17 protein-coding genes are annotated in these 16,120 nt (G+C 66.1%); 6 read left to right on the plus strand and 11 right to left on the minus strand.

Translation table 11 applies throughout. The features are described from left to right. Positions 1 to 68 precede the first annotated feature (68 nt). From LG367_RS00170 to LG367_RS00180, 3 genes are read right to left on the minus strand one after another with little or no spacing between them, the layout of a single operon-like run. On the minus strand, positions 69 to 413 hold the full coding sequence (locus LG367_RS00170; RefSeq protein ID WP_226467196.1) for an NIPSNAP family protein: 345 nt from the start codon (positions 411 to 413) through the stop codon (positions 69 to 71). Between the two features lie 10 nt (positions 414 to 423). Continuing rightward, entirely contained in the window at positions 424 to 1,044 is a 621-nt protein-coding gene (locus tag LG367_RS00175) for a thymidine kinase (protein WP_226467197.1), read from the minus strand. 24 nt (positions 1,045 to 1,068) lie between these two features. After that, on the minus strand, positions 1,069 to 1,833 hold the full coding sequence (locus LG367_RS00180) for an SEL1-like repeat protein (RefSeq protein ID WP_226467198.1): 765 nt from the start codon (positions 1,831 to 1,833) through the stop codon (positions 1,069 to 1,071). A 114-nt stretch (positions 1,834 to 1,947) separates the two neighbouring features. Here LG367_RS00180 and LG367_RS00185 point away from each other — a divergent pair, with 114 nt between their 5' ends. The 4 genes from LG367_RS00185 to LG367_RS00200 all read left to right on the plus strand — a co-directional run bounded on the left by LG367_RS00185 (position 1,948) and on the right by LG367_RS00200 (position 6,531). Beyond that, positions 1,948 to 3,927: a UvrD-helicase domain-containing protein gene (locus LG367_RS00185; protein WP_226467199.1), complete on the plus strand. Its 1,980-nt coding sequence runs from the start codon at positions 1,948 to 1,950 to the stop codon at positions 3,925 to 3,927. A 126-nt stretch (positions 3,928 to 4,053) separates the two neighbouring features. Beyond that, a complete protein-coding gene (locus LG367_RS00190) occupies positions 4,054 to 5,220 on the plus strand; it encodes a C2 family cysteine protease (RefSeq protein WP_226467200.1) in 1,167 nt (388 codons plus the stop codon). A gap of 50 nt (positions 5,221 to 5,270) precedes the next feature. Then, positions 5,271 to 5,858, plus strand: a complete 588-nt coding sequence (locus tag LG367_RS00195; protein ID WP_226467201.1) for a hypothetical protein — start codon at positions 5,271 to 5,273, stop codon at positions 5,856 to 5,858. A 121-nt stretch (positions 5,859 to 5,979) separates the two neighbouring features. Beyond that, positions 5,980 to 6,531 (plus strand): DUF1003 domain-containing protein, encoded by a 552-nt coding sequence (locus LG367_RS00200; protein ID WP_226467202.1) that lies wholly within the window; start codon positions 5,980 to 5,982, stop codon positions 6,529 to 6,531. Positions 6,532 to 6,591: 60 nt separating this feature from the next. On the opposite strand, the gene LG367_RS00205 is transcribed toward LG367_RS00200, so the two are convergent. Both LG367_RS00205 and LG367_RS00210 read right to left on the minus strand, forming a co-directional pair. Further along, entirely contained in the window at positions 6,592 to 8,085 is a 1,494-nt protein-coding gene (locus tag LG367_RS00205) for an XVIPCD domain-containing protein (protein ID WP_226467203.1), read from the minus strand. A gap of 10 nt (positions 8,086 to 8,095) precedes the next feature. Next, positions 8,096 to 8,683 (minus strand): hypothetical protein, encoded by a 588-nt coding sequence (locus tag LG367_RS00210; protein ID WP_226467204.1) that lies wholly within the window; start codon positions 8,681 to 8,683, stop codon positions 8,096 to 8,098. Positions 8,684 to 8,927: 244 nt separating this feature from the next. Here LG367_RS00210 and LG367_RS00215 point away from each other — a divergent pair, with 244 nt between their 5' ends. Next, positions 8,928 to 9,848 (plus strand): 5'-nucleotidase, lipoprotein e(P4) family, encoded by a 921-nt coding sequence (locus tag LG367_RS00215; protein WP_226467205.1) that lies wholly within the window; start codon positions 8,928 to 8,930, stop codon positions 9,846 to 9,848. 309 nt (positions 9,849 to 10,157) lie between these two features. After that, the gene (locus LG367_RS00220) at positions 10,158 to 11,222 is read left to right on the plus strand and encodes a hypothetical protein (RefSeq protein ID WP_226467206.1); all 1,065 of its coding nucleotides are present in this window, start codon (positions 10,158 to 10,160) and stop codon (positions 11,220 to 11,222) included. A 160-nt stretch (positions 11,223 to 11,382) separates the two neighbouring features. Here LG367_RS00220 and LG367_RS00225 read toward each other — a convergent pair whose 3' ends face one another. The 6 genes from LG367_RS00225 to LG367_RS00250 form a co-directional block, all read right to left on the minus strand. Beyond that, on the minus strand, positions 11,383 to 11,715 hold the full coding sequence (locus tag LG367_RS00225; RefSeq protein ID WP_226467207.1) for an EscF/YscF/HrpA family type III secretion system needle major subunit: 333 nt from the start codon (positions 11,713 to 11,715) through the stop codon (positions 11,383 to 11,385). Between the two features lie 85 nt (positions 11,716 to 11,800). Further along, positions 11,801 to 12,403 carry a hypothetical protein gene (locus LG367_RS00230; RefSeq protein ID WP_226467208.1) on the minus strand — a complete coding sequence of 201 codons (603 nt, stop codon included), beginning with the start codon at positions 12,401 to 12,403 and terminating at the stop codon, positions 11,801 to 11,803. Positions 12,404 to 12,591: 188 nt separating this feature from the next. Further along, the gene (locus tag LG367_RS00235; protein ID WP_226467209.1) at positions 12,592 to 13,383 is read right to left on the minus strand and encodes a hypothetical protein; all 792 of its coding nucleotides are present in this window, start codon (positions 13,381 to 13,383) and stop codon (positions 12,592 to 12,594) included. Then, entirely contained in the window at positions 13,380 to 13,886 is a 507-nt protein-coding gene (locus LG367_RS00240) for a YscO family type III secretion system apparatus protein (protein WP_226467210.1), read from the minus strand. Before LG367_RS00240 ends, LG367_RS00235 begins: the two co-directional genes overlap by 4 nt. 136 nt (positions 13,887 to 14,022) lie before the next feature. Beyond that, a complete protein-coding gene (locus tag LG367_RS00245) occupies positions 14,023 to 15,411 on the minus strand; it encodes a FliI/YscN family ATPase (protein WP_226467211.1) in 1,389 nt (462 codons plus the stop codon). Between the two features lie 8 nt (positions 15,412 to 15,419). Beyond that, positions 15,420 to 16,115, minus strand: a complete 696-nt coding sequence (locus LG367_RS00250; RefSeq protein WP_226467212.1) for a FliH/SctL family protein — start codon at positions 16,113 to 16,115, stop codon at positions 15,420 to 15,422. Between the last annotated feature and the right edge of the window lie 5 nt (positions 16,116 to 16,120).

A 16,120-nucleotide genomic window follows, 5' to 3' on the forward strand; every position in this document is an offset into this window, starting at 1 on the left:
TTCGATTCGAGGGATGACAACCCTGTCATCCCGGCGAAAGCTGGGATGACGAAAGCAAGCACCAAGAGTCATTCGGACTGGTTCGAGGCGCGCAGGCTTTCCACCGCTTCGGGCGACGCCCACAGCAACGTGTTCAAGTAGGTCTCGATCCTGCTGACCAGCGCCTCGCGCGGCCCTTGTCGCCATGCCTCCGAACCATAGAAGCGGCCTTGCTCCGCGTCCAAAGCCTCGCGGCTGTCGTAGGCGCGGATCAGGAAATAGCTTTCTTCCTCGTGATCCGAACGGCCGTAGGCCACCACGTCCATGCCCGCGCTTCGCAGCATCGGCACGGCGCTGCCGTGCATGGCCGCGTGGAAGTCGGCGATCGTGCCCGGCTTCAGACGGTATGTGCGGATTTCGAGCAGACGGTTCATGCGTCGGGGATCAAAGCGGCAGCGGTTGCTGCAACGGCTCGATGCGCCCTTCGCCGCGCACGATCTTCTTGAACTCGGCGCGGCTCACGGAGACGTAACGCTCGTTGCCACCGATCTCCACCTGCGGCCCGTCCTGCACGGCGTAGCCGTTGTCGTCCACGCGCACGGTCATGGTCGCCTTCTTGCCGGTGTGGCAGATGGTCTTGATCTCGGACAGTTCGTCGGCCCAGGCCAATAGATATTGGCTGCCCTCGAACAGCTCGCCGCGAAAATCCGTGCGCAGGCCGTAGCACAGCACCGGGATGCGCAGATTGTCGACCACCTCGCTCAGCTGCCACACCTGCGCCTTGCTCAGGAACTGCGCCTCGTCCACCAGCACGCAGTGCAGGTCGCCATGCGCTGCGATGTCGTCCTGGATGCATCGCTGCAGATCGTCATCGCGATCGAACGACACGCCCTGCGCCTGCAGACCGATGCGCGAGGCGACGGTGCCGCTGCCGGCGCGATGGTCCAGGCGCGGCGTCAGGATCATCACCCGCATGCCGCGCTCGCGGTAGTTGTGCGCGGATTGCAGCAGCGTGGTGGTCTTCCCGGCGTTCATCGCCGAGTAGTAGAAGTAGAGCTTGGCCATGAGGCGGATTCTAACGTCCGCCGGTCATCGCTCGCTCGGGGTTTCCGGTTCCGGCGCGTCGGCCTGGGGCGCGGTGTCCGGCACGCGCGACTTGAGCGGCGGCGTGTCTTCCTTCACCGTTTCCACCTCGCCGACACTGACCCGGCCGATGCGCGGCTTCGCCCAGATGGCGTCGTGCCATTCCTGATACAGCTTCGGGTCCCAGTAGCGCTTGTCGTAGAACTTGGAGCCACTGATGACCGTGCCGCCGCCCGGGCTCGGCACGAAGATCTCCAGATTGCCGGTGAAGCCGGTGCGGCTTCCCGTCATCCGCAGCCGCTCGCGGCGCAACGCGGTGGCGATGCGGGGTTTGGCGGCGGCGTCGCCGTATTTGGCGTAGAGCTCCTGTCCGACGTCGATGGCGCGCTTGCGCTCCGCCTCGGTCAGTTCACCCCAATAGCGTTCGCGCAGGCCGAGGAACCCTTCGTAGCCCCGCTCGGCGGCGAGATCCATCCAGGCATAGGCCAGCGCGTGATCCTGCGGCGCGCCCTGCCCGTTCCACAGCATTTCCGCGACCATGCCCTGCGAAGGCTTGTCGGCGTAGTAGGCGGCGCGCTGGAAGAACTTCAGCGCATCCTCGAGCTTTTCCTGCTTGCGCTTTTCCAGCCCGAGCAGCCGGTAGCGCAGATCGGGATGACCGCTGAGAAAGCCGGCCGTGAGCATCACCGGGTCCTGAAGCGGATCGGGGGGTAATGCCTTCTTCTTGTCGGCAGCCGTCGCGGCGCTCGTGAACAGCAACGCGCTCAACATGAAAATGGCGACTCTCCCCCGCATTCCTTGTCCTTGACTTTTTCCGGCGACCGCATCGTAGGCGGCCGGTGCCGCGCATGTCTGTAGACTGATGGCATAGATCGGAAGTTCCCAATGCACGGCCTCAACCCTCAACAATCCGCTGCGGTCGCGCATTGCGACGGCCCGATGCTGGTGCTCGCAGGCGCCGGCAGCGGCAAGACGCGCGTGATCGTCGAAAAGATCGCGCACCTGATCCAATCCAGCCGCTATCCCGCCAAGCGCATCGCCGCGATCACCTTCACCAACAAGGCGGCGAAGGAAATGCGCGAGCGCGTCGGCCGCCGCATCAAGGGCGACGCGGCGGAAGGGCTGACCATCTGCACCTTCCACGCGCTTGGCTTGAAGTTGCTGCAGATCGAGCATGCGAAGGCCGGGCTCAAGCGCGGCTTCTCGATCTTCGACACCGACGACACCATGACGCAGCTGAAGGATCTGATGCCCGGCGCGAAACCCGACGTGGTGCAAGCCATGCAGGGATTGATCTCGCGCGCCAAGAACGCCGGCCTGTCGCCGGAAGAAGCGCTCGCGAGCGCGCAAAGCACGCGCGAGCACGAGGCCGCGGCGCTGTATGGCAAATATCAGGCGCGGCTGTCGGCCTTCAACGCGGTCGATTTCGACGATCTCATCCGCCTGCCCGTGCAGCTGCTGGAGAACGACGAGGAGTGCGCCCTGGCGTGGCGCGAGCGTATCGGCTATCTGCTCGTCGACGAATGCCAGGACACCAACGACGCGCAATACCGGCTGCTGAAGGCACTGGCCGGCAACAAGGGCAATTTCACCTGCGTGGGCGACGACGATCAGAGCATCTACGCCTGGCGCGGCGCCAATCCGGAGAATCTGTCGCAGCTGGCGCGCGACTATCCGGCGCTGAAGGTGGTCAAGCTCGAACAGAACTACCGCTGCAGCAACCGCGTGCTACGCGCGGCCAACGCCTTGATCGCGAACAATCCGCACGAGCATCCGAAGACACTGTGGAGCGCGCAAGCCGATGGCGAACGCATCCGCATCTGGGAATGCCGCGATTCCGCGCACGAGGCCGAGCGCATCGCTGGCGAAATCCATTTCCTGCACACCGCGCGCGGTGCGGCATGGAACGAGTTCTGCATCCTGTTCCGCGGCAATCATCAATCGCGCGCGCTGGAAAAGGCGCTGCAATTGCTGCGCGTGCCCTATCACCTGTCCGGCGGCACGGCCTTCCTCGATCGCGGCGAGGTGAAGGATGCGCTGTCGTGGCTGCGGCTGGTGGCCAATCCCGATGATGACGCGGCCTTCCTGCGCGCGGTGCAGTCACCCAAGCGCGAGGTCGGCGCGACCACGCTGGCGAAGCTGGCCGAACTCGCGCAGCACGCGCACATGCCGCTCTTGCGCGCAGCCGAGTCGGTGGGCCTGCTGAAACAATTGCAACCACGCGCCGCGAACGCGCTCAGCGGCTTCGTCGACATCGTGCGCGGCCTGCGCGGCGATGCCGCGCACTTGTCGCCTTCCGATCTGGTGCGCAAGCTCAACGAACGCTCCGGCCTGCTCGACGCGCTGCGCGCGCAGTGCAAGACCGAACAGCTGTTCCAGATTCGTCGCGGCAATCTCGACGAGCTGGCCGAATGGTTCGAGGGTGCTCGCGGCACCAGCGCCGGCGAACTCGCCGCCTCGCTCGCCCTGCTCACGCACGCCGACAAGAACGACGCCGGCAACCAGGTGCGGCTGATGAGTCTGCACGCGGCGAAGGGACTGGAATTCCGCTACGTCTTCATCGCAGGCGTCGAGGACGGCACACTGCCGCACGAAGCCAGCATCGACGAAGGCCGCCTCGACGAGGAGCGACGCCTGCTCTACGTCGGCATCACCCGCGCCAAGGAACAGCTGTGGCTTTCGCACTCGCGCGAGGCGCAGCGCTGGGGCAGCAAGCTGCGCCTGTCGCCCAGCCGCTTCTTCGACGAACTGCCGGCCGCCGAGCTGCAGCGAGACGGCGCGGACCCGGTGGCCGATGCGGAGCGCAAGAAGGAACGCGCCGACGTCGGCTTCGCCGCGATCAGGGCCATGCTGGACGCGGGTTGACGTAGTTCCTGATTCACCGATCGAATCCGCCTCGACAACGCAATCGCAGCGCCGTGCCGGTTACAACCGATGCGCTTTGTTGTAAAAACAGCGCCTTGGACATCCATTGGCATAAGGATTTGCGATATGGCCGATCCCCGGCGCATCACCTTCAGCGACGCTGATCTCTACGACAGGAACGACCCGCGGCCACGCGCACGCGATATCAGCCAGGACGCGGTCGGCGACTGTTATCTGATGGCCCCGATGGGATCGCTCGCCGAGCTGCAGCCGGACCGGATCCGTCAGGCGATCCGCTACGACCAGGCGACCGGAAATTTCCAGGTCACGCTCTACCGCAACGCCGGCGGCGTGCCGACGCCCGAGACGATCACCGTCACGCAGGACGCACTGCGCGACAACCTGCGCAGGAACGGCGGCAGCGGCGCCGACAACGCCTTGCAGACGATGGACGATCTCGTGCGCCAGGGCGGCGGTGCCGTCACGAACGATCGCTACGGCGTGCGCGACAACCCGATCTGGCCGGCGGTGATCGAAACCGCCGCCGCCATCCAGGCGCGCCAGCGCGGTGGCCGGGATGGGCTGGATGAAGGCTATCGATGGCTGCAGGGCAATGTCGACGCGCAAGGCAACCCGTTCGGCGCGGTCCCGAGTCTCGGCTCGTTCACCCTGACCGGCGACTATGGTCATTTTCAACCGGCCCCACCGCCCGCACAGGCCAATGAGATGGCACGCGATATCGAAGGTGCTCTTGCCCGGGGACAGCCGGTGACGCTCGCCACCATGCAGGGGCGAGAGCAGGACGGCCTGGCGGATGGGCACGCCTACATGGTCGAAGGCGTCACGCGTAATCGCAATGGCGAAGCCATCCTGCAGTTGCGCAATCCGTGGGGACACAACAACGTCGGCGAATCGCGCGACTCGAACAGCCCCACGCTCTCGATCAATCTGCGCGAAGCGCTCGATCAGGGCGGCATCCAGGGTTATCACACCGGCCCGGGACGCCAGCAACCGGACCTCGCGCGCGATACGCCATCCACGCCGACGAACGCACCATCCAGAACCGGCAATCCCCACGTCAACGGTTTGCTGGATGCGGTGGGCGATCCCGCGGCGATGCGGCACGCGATGACAGCGCTGGCGCAATCGCCGGACGGACAGGCGTTCCGCGCCGAAGGCCAGGCGCTCTGGCAGGCCCAGCAGTCGCCCGCTCAGACGCCTCGCAGCCATGAGCCGATCGCATTGCCGTCGCCGAACGAGGAACCGGCGCCGCGCGTGATGCGCATGCAGTAAGCACCGCGGACGCAAGAGAGCGGACATCATCACGCCTTGGGGGGCGATCCATGCTTGGCAAGCTGTTCGGCAAGAAGAAGGCCACGCCCGATGTCATCGTGGCAACGCTCAACGCACGCATCCAGCCGATGCACCGGCACGAACGCTATGAAGACCCGCTCGACGTGGTGCTGAAGAAGTACAACGTCGGCGAAATCTCGGGCGGCGGCACGATGCAGGGCACCGACGGCGAGATCGAATTCTGCGACGTGGAAATCCAGGTGACCAACACCTCCACGGAAACGATCACGCTCATCTCGCAGACGCTGGAATGGCTCGGCGCCCCGAAAGGTTCGCGATTGTCGGTCTCGGGCGTGGAACAACCGGTTCCGTTCGGCGTCAACGAAGGCCTCGCGCTCTATCTCAACGGCACCGACCTGCCCGACGAGGTCTACGAGAAGTGCGATTCGAACGTGGTCTACAACGAACTCGAGGACGCGCTCGGCGAGGCAGGCGGCATCCACAGCTGGTGGCAGGGCCCGCGCGAGACCGCGTTCTATCTGTACGGGCCGTCCTTCGACACGATGAAGCAGCGGATCCTGCCATTCGTCGACAGCTATCCGCTCTGCCAGCAGGCGAGGATCGAAAAGATCGCCTGAGCCGCGGCGAGCATGCCGGCATACCCGACCTGACCAAGCCGAACGCACCGGCGCGCCATCACGTTGGCAGCCGCGCACAATAGCCGCCATGCCGGCCCTTCCGTCCGGCGTGGACAGGGTCATGGCGATTTCCGATCACGATGTGACACGTGCCGCCGAGCGCTGGCTCGGCAAGGCCGCCAACAAACTTTCCGACTCCGAAAAACGCGTCCTGCGCCATGCGCTCGAACGCACGCCGATCTCGCGCAAATCGCGCAAGCCCGACGAAATGCCGTTCGGCGAATGGCTGGCGGACAAGGTCGCCACGTTCGGGGGTTCCTGGACGTTCCTCCTGTTGTTCGCCGGCTTCCTGGCGGTATGGACCGGCGCCAATGTCTGGCTGCTGAGCCGGCCGTTCGATCCCTACCCCTTCATCTTCCTCAATCTGATGCTGTCGATGCTGGCGGCCGCGCAGGCGCCGATCATCATGATGAGCCAGAACCGCCAGGCGACGAAGGACCGCATCGCCGCCGAGCACGATTACGAGATCAACCTGAAGGCGGAGATCGAGATCATGGCGCTGCACGAGAAATTCGATCAGATGCGCAACGAACAGATGCAGTCGCTGCTGGCCGATCAGCAGCGACAGATCGACATGCTCACCCGCTTGATCAGCGAACGGTCGCGCGACTGACGTCGCCGCCAAGGATTCGGCGCCCGGCGATGCTCGGCAGGGCGCCTCCTTGCCTGATCGTCAGCGGGAGAAGCCCTGCACCTGCGATTCGGTCTGTTGAGGCGGAAGCGGTCCGGCCTGCGCTCCCGCCTTCAACTGCTGCAGACTCTGTTCCAGAGGCTGCGCGGCGGCCTGCGTCTTCTCCTGATAGACACGATTCGTGTCCAGCGGATTGTCGGGATTCGTCCACGCCGCGATCAGCCCCTTGCCATCGGTGCTCGCCACGACCGCCGTGATCGAAGGCAGATGGCTCGACTGCGCCTGCGCCGCCAATGCGCCCGCCACGCGTTCCATCTCCTGCGGGTTGCGGTAGCCGCCGGCCTGCGGCCCCAGCGCCTGCACGTGCTGCAGGGCCTGCGCGTACAGCGGATGCGCTTGCGATCCCGCCTCCGCCGACACCGGCAGGCGCTGCGGCGCACTGCCCGGAAGCCCGCCCGGGAGTCCACCCGGAATCGGCGACACGGGAATCGCCTTGGGCGGCACCAGGGAATGCGGCTTGTCGGTTTCCAGCTTGATCTTGGTGCCGTCGCTGTTGTCGTAGAAGGTGCGCGGCTTGCCGTCGGCGAATTTCAGAGAGGGCTGAATCGCGTTGTAGTCGACGCCCATCTGCTTGAGGTTGATCGTGACTTCCTTGGCCTTGTCGACATCGAGAATGGTCCGCACCAGCTCGGTGGCGACCTGCTGCTTGTAGGTCTCGCGATTGTTCGGCCCGAATTGCGGACGTTCGAAGAACGTCTTCTGCAGAACCTTGATGTTGTCGTCGGTCTGCGGCAGCAGCCCGCTGCCGGGCGGGGAGATGGTGAGCCCCGCATGCAGCTTGCCCTTGTCGACGTCGAAGAAGTCCTTTTTGCGATCGTCCGGGATCGCGGCGAAGATCTTCGCCTCGGTGCGGTCCTTCTTGTCCAGCGACAGCACGATACTGTTGTAGTAGTCCAGATGCGCCCGTGATTCGGACGCGCTGCGCTCGGCCACCTTGTCGCCGATGACCTTGGTGAAGTCGTGGGCCTGCTTGCCGTCGTTGAGGATATTCTCGGCCCCGGTGATGAAGGCCTTGTCGGCGGCGCGTCCCTTGTCGCGTTCCTGCGAATGGTCGAGCTCGTGGCCGATGATGCCGATCAACTCGTTGCGAGTAGGGCCTTTCTTCGATGCCGTCAATGCGATCGCCGGATTGATGTACATCAGATCGTTCTTGCCGTCGTAGGCGCCGCCCGCGCCCATGTCCTTGGAGCCGATCTCGATCTTCTTGATGTGGCCGTCGCCGATCTCCTTGATGAAGTCGGCCTTCAGCTCCGGCGAAGACTTGATCGCTTCCTCGGTGGACTTGCGCACGGTGGCCGCATTGGCCTTGCGCGTGGCTTCGTCGGTGCCAAGGAAGACGCGATCCTTCGCCGCCGTTCCGAGCTGGTCGTAGGCGTCCTTCCGGTAGAGGTTGATTTGATCGACGAGCTTGCTGTCGGCCCCCATGCGGGCTTCCCAGTCGTCGAGCATTTTTTTCAGATCCTGATCCGTGGCCATGGCGACTCTCCTATGTCCTGACGGAGATGGTGCTGACGCAGGCGTGCTCCGGCTTCGTCGCGCTCTCGCCGATGGTCTGGATGCGCACGGTGACCTGGTCGCGCGTGAACTCCCAGAAACGCGTGCTGCCGCGCTCGCCGGGCACCGGCATCGGCGAGAAGCCGCTGGCCTGGAGCGCCGACTTGTAGGCGTCGAAATCCGGCTGGCAGACCGCCGCCCGGTCGGCACCGTCGCCATCGGCGTTGTTGATCGAGAACAGCAGGCTGTCGGCGCCGTCCTCGCCGCTCGCCAGCGTGCCGAGGCGGAAGCTCCAATCCTGGGTGATCTGTCCGCGCGTCCCGTGGAGATAGACGGTGCCCGATTCGGGGGACAGTGTCAGTCCCGTCACTTCCTCGATGCGCGTGGGCGCGAGGTCCTGCCTGTCGTGGATGCTGTCGATCAGCCGCAGCAGCTTGGCGCCGATGGCTTCGGAACTGATCACCGCGGTCGAAGTTTCGCTGGTGGTTTGCATGCTCTTGTCCTCCACATGGCTCGCGCAGGAAGCGGTCAATGCGCACAGCAGGATCGTCGCGAGCTTGCTCGTCACAAGCTTGCTCATCGCTAGCCTGCGACCCGGAACACCCGTGGCATCTGCTTTGCGCATATCGGCCAGTCACCCCGTTGCGGCCATGCTAAATCCAAATCCTTGGAACGGCGCAATGCGGGACTGGACCGCGTCGCACCGGACATCCGGGGCGTCATTCCCCATCCTGGGATACGAACGGCAAAACCGGCCCCCGACTGACACGCCCCGGCCTCCCGGCTCCGCTAAACTCGCGCGATTTTCCCGATTGGAGCTCGCGATGCGCCCCACCCTGGCGACCGTTTCCCTGCTGGCCCTGGCCTTGGCCGCCTGCAAGCCGGCCTCGTACACCGCGCCGCAGGGCGCCGCCGCCGCTGCGGAAACCAAGCCCGCCGCGACCGCCGCCAAGACCGATGCCGCCTCGGCCGACGACAACCTCAACGCGGTGCTGTGGATGCAGCGCTCGGAGGAATACCGGGCCAGCGCCGAGACCATTTACCGCGCCGCCGCCGACAAGCTCGACGTCGCCCTGAAGGAAAAGAACTGGGACGCCCTGGTGCCGGAGGAGCGCGACAACGCCGGCAAGACCGCCGATCTCAAGCCAGCCGTGATCATGGACATCGACGAGACCGTGCTCGACAACTCGCCCTATCAGGCGCGGCTGGTGGCCGGCGGCAAGGAATACGACGAGGTGACCTGGGACCAGTGGGTCGCCGAGAAGAAGGCCAAGCCCGTCCCGGGCGTGGTCGATTTCGCCAAGGCCGCGCAGGCGCGCGGTGTGACCATCCTGTACCTGTCCAACCGCGCCGTGCACCTGAAGGACGCGACCCTCGCCAATCTGAAGGCGGTCGGCATGCCGGTGGCGAGCGAGGACGTGTTCCTGGGCCTGGGCACCTTCGTGAAGGATTGCGAGCAGAACGGCAGCGAGAAGAACTGCCGCCGCCGTCTGGCCGGACAGAACTACCGCGTGCTGATGCAGTTCGGCGATCAGCTCGGCGACTTCGTGCAGATCCTCGCCAACACCCCGGCCGATCGCACCAAGCTGCTCGACCAGTACCACGACTGGTTCGGCGAGCGCTGGTGGATGCTGCCCAACCCCAGCTACGGCGGCTGGGAGCCGGCCTTGTTCAACAACGCCTGGGACCAGCCCCGGGCCGCCCGCCGCGAGGCCAAGCGACAAGCACTCGACTTGAGAAATTAATTAATTCAATAAGTTGAGTGATTTTATTTCAGGTATTGCATTAACTCTGGCGGCGCGTTAGTCTGCTCGCGCCCGGTTCGTCCGGGGCCATGCCACAACCGAAAGTCCTCCGGCGAGAGCCGGACATTTTTAGGGAGACCCTCCGGGTCTCCCTTTCTTTTGTCCGCCGCGAGGGGCCGATGCGGGCACCGCCCGAACGGCACGTGAGCATGGGAGGCCTTCTAGGGTTTTCCCTAGGTGAATCGCACCAACGATAGGACTAGGCTGACGTGGCGTGCATCCGCCCTGCGCACGCCTTGGAGGTGCGACATGTCAGGCCCCGATGGCGTCGGCCCCCCGCAAATTCCCCCGGGATTGTTGAACAACCTGCCCAACGATCGCGGCGGTCCGCATCGCGTCGACTCGCCCAATCCGAATTCGCCAAACTCGCCAAATTCGCCGTATGACGTCGACGACGGCCTGGTCCAAACCCCGCGCAACGGCGATCCCGACTTCAATCCCTCGAACCCTGATACTTCTCGTGGGAACCACCTGAGCGATGCCGGACGCAACAGCTTCGAATCGCAGGCGCAGAATCTCTACGCCGCGTTCTCGCGCGAATCGCAGACCTCCGCCCCGCTGGGCACCACCGACGCGCGACTGCTCGCGCCGAGCCAGAGCGGACAGGTGACGACGGCGAGCGCGCCGAACCTGTCGACGCCCGCCAACGCTCCCACCATCCCGACGGCACCCGGCGCCACCACCGCGACCGCTTCCACGGTCGCCACGGTCACCTCGCAACCGGTCCAGGGGCCGGCAACACCGATGCTGGTCCAGACCGCGACTTCCGCGCACCTCATCGCGCCCGGCACCGCCGCTGGCGTCGAGCAACTGGCCGCCTCGTTGCGTCCGGATGCGCTGCCCACGAACCCGGCGGCGAACCTGCCGCCGACCCTGGCACTTCCCGGCGTCGCCGCCGGCGCGACGATGGCCGTCTCTCCCGCCGTCGATCCGCGCGGCGTGACATTGCCGGCCAACGATCGCGTCCCCGGCGTGCGCGGCGAACTGCAGGCGCAAGGCAACACGATCGTCACCGGATGGCGCCGGCGCGCGCGTAACAAGTCCGGCCCCTTCTCGGAGCATTCGCGCGCGCGTTCGCTGTTCAATCGCGATTCCGACGCCGACAACGGCACGCAGGCCTGGCAATGGCTGTTCTGGATCCTGGGCATCGTCGCCTACGCCAGCATCGCCCTGGCGATCGTCGTGCTCATGCCGGGCGGCGGCGGCATCTTCAGCGACAGCAGCAGTCGCGGCACGTCCGGCGGGCTGATCGCGCTCGGTTGCGTGTGCTTCGCGGTCGCCTGGTGGGTGGCGCGGAGAATGCGTCGCCGCTGAGCAACGCGGCTTTTCTTCCTTTGGAATACCGGCGCCTCGCGTTCGCGCGTGCATCGTGCGCGCATGCGCGCGAAGCGCGTCCGCATCATGCAAAGCATTCGCGGCGACACAAAAAAGAAGGGCGGCCCGGAGGCCGCCCTTCGTGCAACTCGGCAGTGGATTACTGCTTGCTGGCAGCCTTGGTGTTGGCTTCGCCGATGGTCTTCACGACCGTCTGCGCGGTGTTCATCAGCAGGCTGAATTCCTGCGACTTGACCTGGAAGTTGGTCATGGTGGCCGGATCATCCTTGGTCACCGCGTTGGAAGCGGCGGTCATGTCCTTCCACGACTCGGTGATCATCTTGTTCAGGCCTTCCACCAGCGCGGCGAGCCAGGACTTGGAACCCTTGGCGACGCTGTTGGCGCTGCTGCTCTCGCGCGACTTCTCGTTGCCCGACATGGCGATGTGGTTGAGCAGGGAGGCATAGGCGCGGTCGGCATTGTTCTCGATCATTTTCGTTTCTCCTAGAGATGTGTATTTGAGTTGATTGCGAATCCGGGATTGCGTGAACCCTCGCGTGCGCGATGGGCTGGTGCGATCAGACCGGAGGTCCACGCGAGGTGCGTGTCCGCCTCAAATTCGGTTTTCTAGGTTGAACGCGTGCATCCTGAAGTCCGGCAGACGTGGCCTGCTTGGACTGCGCGGCGGCATCGCGCTGCGCCTCCAGCCATGCCAGCGCCTTTTCTTCGCCGTCCTGTTCGCAGCGTCTGGCGAACTCGGCGGCCAGTTTCACTTCCGGCCTGTCGAGCGGCTGCATCGCCTCGTCGAACTGGCGAATCAGCGCGGCGACATCGTCGTCCTCGGCGAAGCCCGACTCACGCAGGCCTTCGAGCATCTGGATCCACTGGCCACGATCGGGCTTGGCGACCAGCGTCGGCTCGATCGGCGCGCTTTCCACCGCGTGCAGCAGGTGGTCGAGCAGGAAATCGCGGCCCTGCTCGTCGAGATCGGGGTTGTCCTGCAGCGTGGCTTCGATCTTGCGGCGCAGGGCGTCGCGCAGCTGCTGCTCTTGATCGTTCTGCGGAGCGTCTTCCGCCACGTTGGCGGCTTCGGCGACACCACCCTGCCGGGCGCGCTCGAGCAAGCCTGCCCGCGAGGCGGGGCGCTTGCGAGGCACTGGGCGGCGGTTGGTGGGTGCCATCAGGACTCAGCTCCGGGAAGGGCCGGGGACGCCTGGATGGCGAATCCCCCCGGACCGTGTTGAGGCAAGTTAAGCAGAGAAGTTCGTGCTTTGGTACCTAGGGTGAGCCCTAGGGATGAGCCGGCGGATGTTGGGGCGGTGAATGTTTTGCGCTGCAGCATTTCCGTTCCCGTGAACATGCCTGCGAATCAGCTGTGGAAATGCGGATCGACGATCAATTCGCCCAGCTCGCTGTCGGCGAACCGCTTGGCCAGCTCCGGCGCGGCGCGGCGGATCGCGTCGTAGCTGTCGCGGGAGCGCGAATCCGCGCGCAGCACCCAGCCGGTGGCGGTCTTGCTGAGCAGCAGATCGGTGCCCGGCAGGGTGGCGTCGGACATGCGCAGCAGCACCTGGCCATCGTTGTGCTTGTCGGCGCTGTCGCTGGCGGCCATCTGGCGGACGTGTCTCTGGATCAGTTCGGCGAAGACCTGCGTGTTCACGGGCGTGGGCGCGGTCGGCGGTGGCCCCGCATCGCCGCGCAGGGCCATCTGGGCCTGCCACAGGCTGGCGACGTCGGTGGAGGAGTCCGATTGCGAGGACGCGTCCCGTCCGCCGCCCTTGCGGTGGATCTCGTGGTCGTCCATCCGCTGCGAGACGGCCGCCTGCCGCTCGGCGCTTTCGTTCTCCTGGCCCTGGGCGGCCAGCCGCTCGGCGAGCTTGCTCTGTTCGGTCTTCGTATTCGTCAGGCCTTGCTGCTCCTGGCGCACCGCGTTCTGCCGGTGGGTGGCACTGGTTTCGGATTGCTGTCCCGTGCGCGGCGCCTTCGGCGGCGGCGGCTCGGCCTGGCGTTGCAGGGCGGCGCGGAAGCGGTCGACGCTTTCGGCGCTGACCTGCTGCGCGCGGTGCTGCTCGTTGCCAACGCGCTCGGCCCGGTCGAGTGCCTGCTGGTGACGGACGCGAGCGGCTTCACTGCGCCGGTCGTCGCTGCGATCGATGCTCATCGATGGTCTCCTCCTTCACTCAACTGCAGATGCCGGGCGCTGGCCAGCAGATCCTCGGCAACGGCTTCTTCCACCCGCGCTTCCAGCGCGCGCTGTTCGCCGCGCCAGCTGTCCCGGCGTTTTTCCAGCGCTTCCTGCCGCGCCTTGGCGCGGAAGAAGGCGGTGCGGGCGTCGGCGAGCACCTGCTCGGCCTCGCGCAGTTTCTGCTGTGCCTGGGCCAGACGCTGCTGCGCGCGGACGATGTGATTGGCGAGCAGTTCGATATGCGCCTCGCGCTGCTCCAGCGCGATCGGCCAGGCGACGCCGGGCGGCGGCGGATCGAGCAGGCGGCGGCGCTGGTCGTTGCGCGTAGCCTGCAGGTTGCGGATCTCGCCCTCGATCGCCGTGCAGGCCTCGCGACAGGCCGCGACCACGCGCTGGCATTCCAGCACGTACAGGCGCGCGGTCTCGGTGCGGTGTTCGCGCAGGCGGAGCAAGGTCGCGAGCGGGTAGCGCTTGTTCATGGCACGCGCCCCTCCACTTCGTCATTCCCGCGCAGGCGGGAATCCATGGACTTTCGTTCCGCTGTCAGGACGCCAAAGCAAAGTCCATGGATTCCCGCCTGCGCGGGAATGACGAGCAAAAGCGAGTCCCGGCTCTTCATGCGAACAACCTGCGCAGCGCTTCGGAGGATTGCGCGAACGGCACCAGCTCGGTGGCCGGTTGCTGCAGCAGCTTGCGGATCGGACCGATCTTGTCGATGGCGATGTCGGCATCGGGATCGGTGCCGCGCTTGTATTCGCCCAGCTGCAGCAGCAGTTCGATGTCGTTGAACTTGGCGAGGTACTTGCGCAACTGGCCGGCGGCGCGCAGATGCGCTTGGTCGACCACGCGCGGCATGGTGCGGCTCAAGGACGTGAGCACGTCGATGGCCGGGTAGTGATACGCGGCGGCGAGCTTGCGCGAGAGCACGATGTGGCCGTCGAGGATCGAACGCACTTCCTCGACGATCGGGTCACCGCCGTCCTCGTCCTCGGCCAGCACGGTGTAGAAGGCGGTGATCGAGCCCTTGTCGTTGTTGCCGGCGCGCTCGAACAGGCGCGGCATCGCGGAAAATACCGAGGGCGGAAAACCGCGACGCGCCGGCGGTTCGCCGATGGCGAGGCCGACGTCGCGCAGCGCGCGCGCGAAGCGCGTCACCGAGTCCATCAGCAGCAGCACGCGGCTGCCCTTGTCGCGGAAATATTCGGCGATCGCGGTGCCGACCCAGGCGGCGCGGCTGCGCTCCAGCGCGGGACGATCGGAGGTGGCAACGACGATCACCGACTTCGCCAGACCGGCGGCGCCGAGATTGTCGTGGATGAATTCGTTGACCTCGCGGCCGCGCTCGCCGACCAGCACGATCACGTTGACGTCGGCGTTGCCGCCGCGCGCGAGCATGCCGAGCAGGGTGCTCTTGCCGCCACCGGCGACGGCGAAGATGCCGATGCGCTGGCCTTCGCCGGCGGTCATCGTCGCGTCGATGGCGCGCACGCCGGTGGAGAAGGGGCGTTCGATCAGATTGCGCGCCAGCGGATTGGGCGAGGCCGCGTAGATGGGCACCGGCACCGACGGGCCGATCGTGCCCTTGCCGTCGATCGGTTCGCCGTGCGCGTCGAGGATGCGGCCGAGCAGGCCCGGACCTGCGCGCACCGCCGCCTGCTGGCCGCTGGCGACGACTTCAGTGGTCGCGGCGATGCCGTCGAGCGGACCGAGCGGCGTGAGCAGCGTGAGTTGCTTGGACACGCCGACCACTTCGGCGGCGAGCCGGAAATTGGGATCGCCCGCGCCGGGCGGGTTGCGCAAATGGCACAGTTCGCCGATCGAGGCCTTCAGGCCGGTGGCGCGAATCAGTGTGCCGTAGGCCTCGGCGACGCGGCCGACGCGCTCGATCGAGAGCGAATGCGCCTTGGCCAGCGCGCCGAACAGCGGATCGTCAGCGTCGAAACCGGGAAGGTCTCCCAATGCGGTGATGGCCTTGTCGGCGCTCTTGTCGGTATTCGTCGTCATACCGGCCTCTATCCGGCGGATCCGGTGTGATGACCGCCTGCCGCATTGGCGAGCGCGGTACGGATGGCTTCGATCTGCTGCGCCACGCCGGCCCGCACTTCACCGGCTTCCGATACGACGACGCAGCTGAGCGGATCGAGGCTGAGATCGTCGACCAGTTCGATCACGCCGACCGCCGGATGCGCCTGACGCACCGCGCCGAGACCGGCGGCGACACTCTCGCGCACCGACGGATGCACGCGGATCAGCAGGAACTGTTCGGCCTGCGCCGCTTCCACCGCGCGCATCACCATCGGCGGCACCACGGTCTTGGCGTCGAAGCCGGGCGCGATGCGCGCGACGATCGCGCAGGCGAGATCGACCACGCGACCGCTGGCTTCGGCCAGCACGCGCGCGCGGCGTTCGTTGAGCGCGGCCAGTTGTTCGGTCATCTGCTGCTCGACGCGCTTCAGGCCTTCGGCGAAGCCGGCGGCGTGGCCCTGCTCGCGCGCCTGCGCGACTTCCGCGGCGGCCTGGTCGTAGAGTTCGTTGACGCGGGCCAGCAGCGTGTCGAGTTCGTCCAGATGCGCCCAGTCCGCGGCCGGCACGACGTTGCCGGTGAGCGTGCGCTCGTACTGCTTGCGCTCGAACACGACGGCCGTGGAGCGCGATGTGGCGGATGTTGCGTAAGCAGCCGCAGCGGTGGTGTTGGAGTCGGACGACATGGTTG

Source organism: Luteimonas panaciterrae (assembly GCF_020511115.1).
GTDB classification, from domain to species: domain Bacteria; phylum Pseudomonadota; class Gammaproteobacteria; order Xanthomonadales; family Xanthomonadaceae; genus Luteimonas; species Luteimonas panaciterrae.

Excerpts from the sequence above, each read along its gene's own strand:
- LG367_RS00170 (WP_226467196.1), bottom strand. The coding sequence starts at position 413 with ATGAACCGTCTGCTCGAAATCCGCACATACCGTCTGAAGCCGGGCACG.
- LG367_RS00175 (WP_226467197.1), bottom strand. The coding sequence starts at position 1,044 with ATGGCCAAGCTCTACTTCTACTACTCGGCGATGAACGCCGGGAAGACC.
- LG367_RS00180 (WP_226467198.1), bottom strand. The coding sequence starts at position 1,833 with ATGTTGAGCGCGTTGCTGTTCACGAGCGCCGCGACGGCTGCCGACAAG.
- LG367_RS00185 (WP_226467199.1), top strand. The coding sequence starts at position 1,948 with ATGCACGGCCTCAACCCTCAACAATCCGCTGCGGTCGCGCATTGCGAC.
- LG367_RS00190 (WP_226467200.1), top strand. The coding sequence starts at position 4,054 with ATGGCCGATCCCCGGCGCATCACCTTCAGCGACGCTGATCTCTACGAC.
- LG367_RS00195 (WP_226467201.1), top strand. The coding sequence starts at position 5,271 with ATGCTTGGCAAGCTGTTCGGCAAGAAGAAGGCCACGCCCGATGTCATC.
- LG367_RS00200 (WP_226467202.1), top strand. The coding sequence starts at position 5,980 with ATGGCGATTTCCGATCACGATGTGACACGTGCCGCCGAGCGCTGGCTC.
- LG367_RS00205 (WP_226467203.1), bottom strand. The coding sequence starts at position 8,085 with ATGGCCACGGATCAGGATCTGAAAAAAATGCTCGACGACTGGGAAGCC.
- LG367_RS00210 (WP_226467204.1), bottom strand. The coding sequence starts at position 8,683 with ATGAGCAAGCTTGTGACGAGCAAGCTCGCGACGATCCTGCTGTGCGCA.
- LG367_RS00215 (WP_226467205.1), top strand. The coding sequence starts at position 8,928 with ATGCGCCCCACCCTGGCGACCGTTTCCCTGCTGGCCCTGGCCTTGGCC.
- LG367_RS00220 (WP_226467206.1), top strand. The coding sequence starts at position 10,158 with ATGTCAGGCCCCGATGGCGTCGGCCCCCCGCAAATTCCCCCGGGATTG.
- LG367_RS00225 (WP_226467207.1), bottom strand. The coding sequence starts at position 11,715 with ATGATCGAGAACAATGCCGACCGCGCCTATGCCTCCCTGCTCAACCAC.
- LG367_RS00230 (WP_226467208.1), bottom strand. The coding sequence starts at position 12,403 with ATGGCACCCACCAACCGCCGCCCAGTGCCTCGCAAGCGCCCCGCCTCG.
- LG367_RS00235 (WP_226467209.1), bottom strand. The coding sequence starts at position 13,383 with ATGAGCATCGATCGCAGCGACGACCGGCGCAGTGAAGCCGCTCGCGTC.
- LG367_RS00240 (WP_226467210.1), bottom strand. The coding sequence starts at position 13,886 with ATGAACAAGCGCTACCCGCTCGCGACCTTGCTCCGCCTGCGCGAACAC.
- LG367_RS00245 (WP_226467211.1), bottom strand. The coding sequence starts at position 15,411 with ATGACGACGAATACCGACAAGAGCGCCGACAAGGCCATCACCGCATTG.
- LG367_RS00250 (WP_226467212.1), bottom strand. The coding sequence starts at position 16,115 with ATGTCGTCCGACTCCAACACCACCGCTGCGGCTGCTTACGCAACATCC.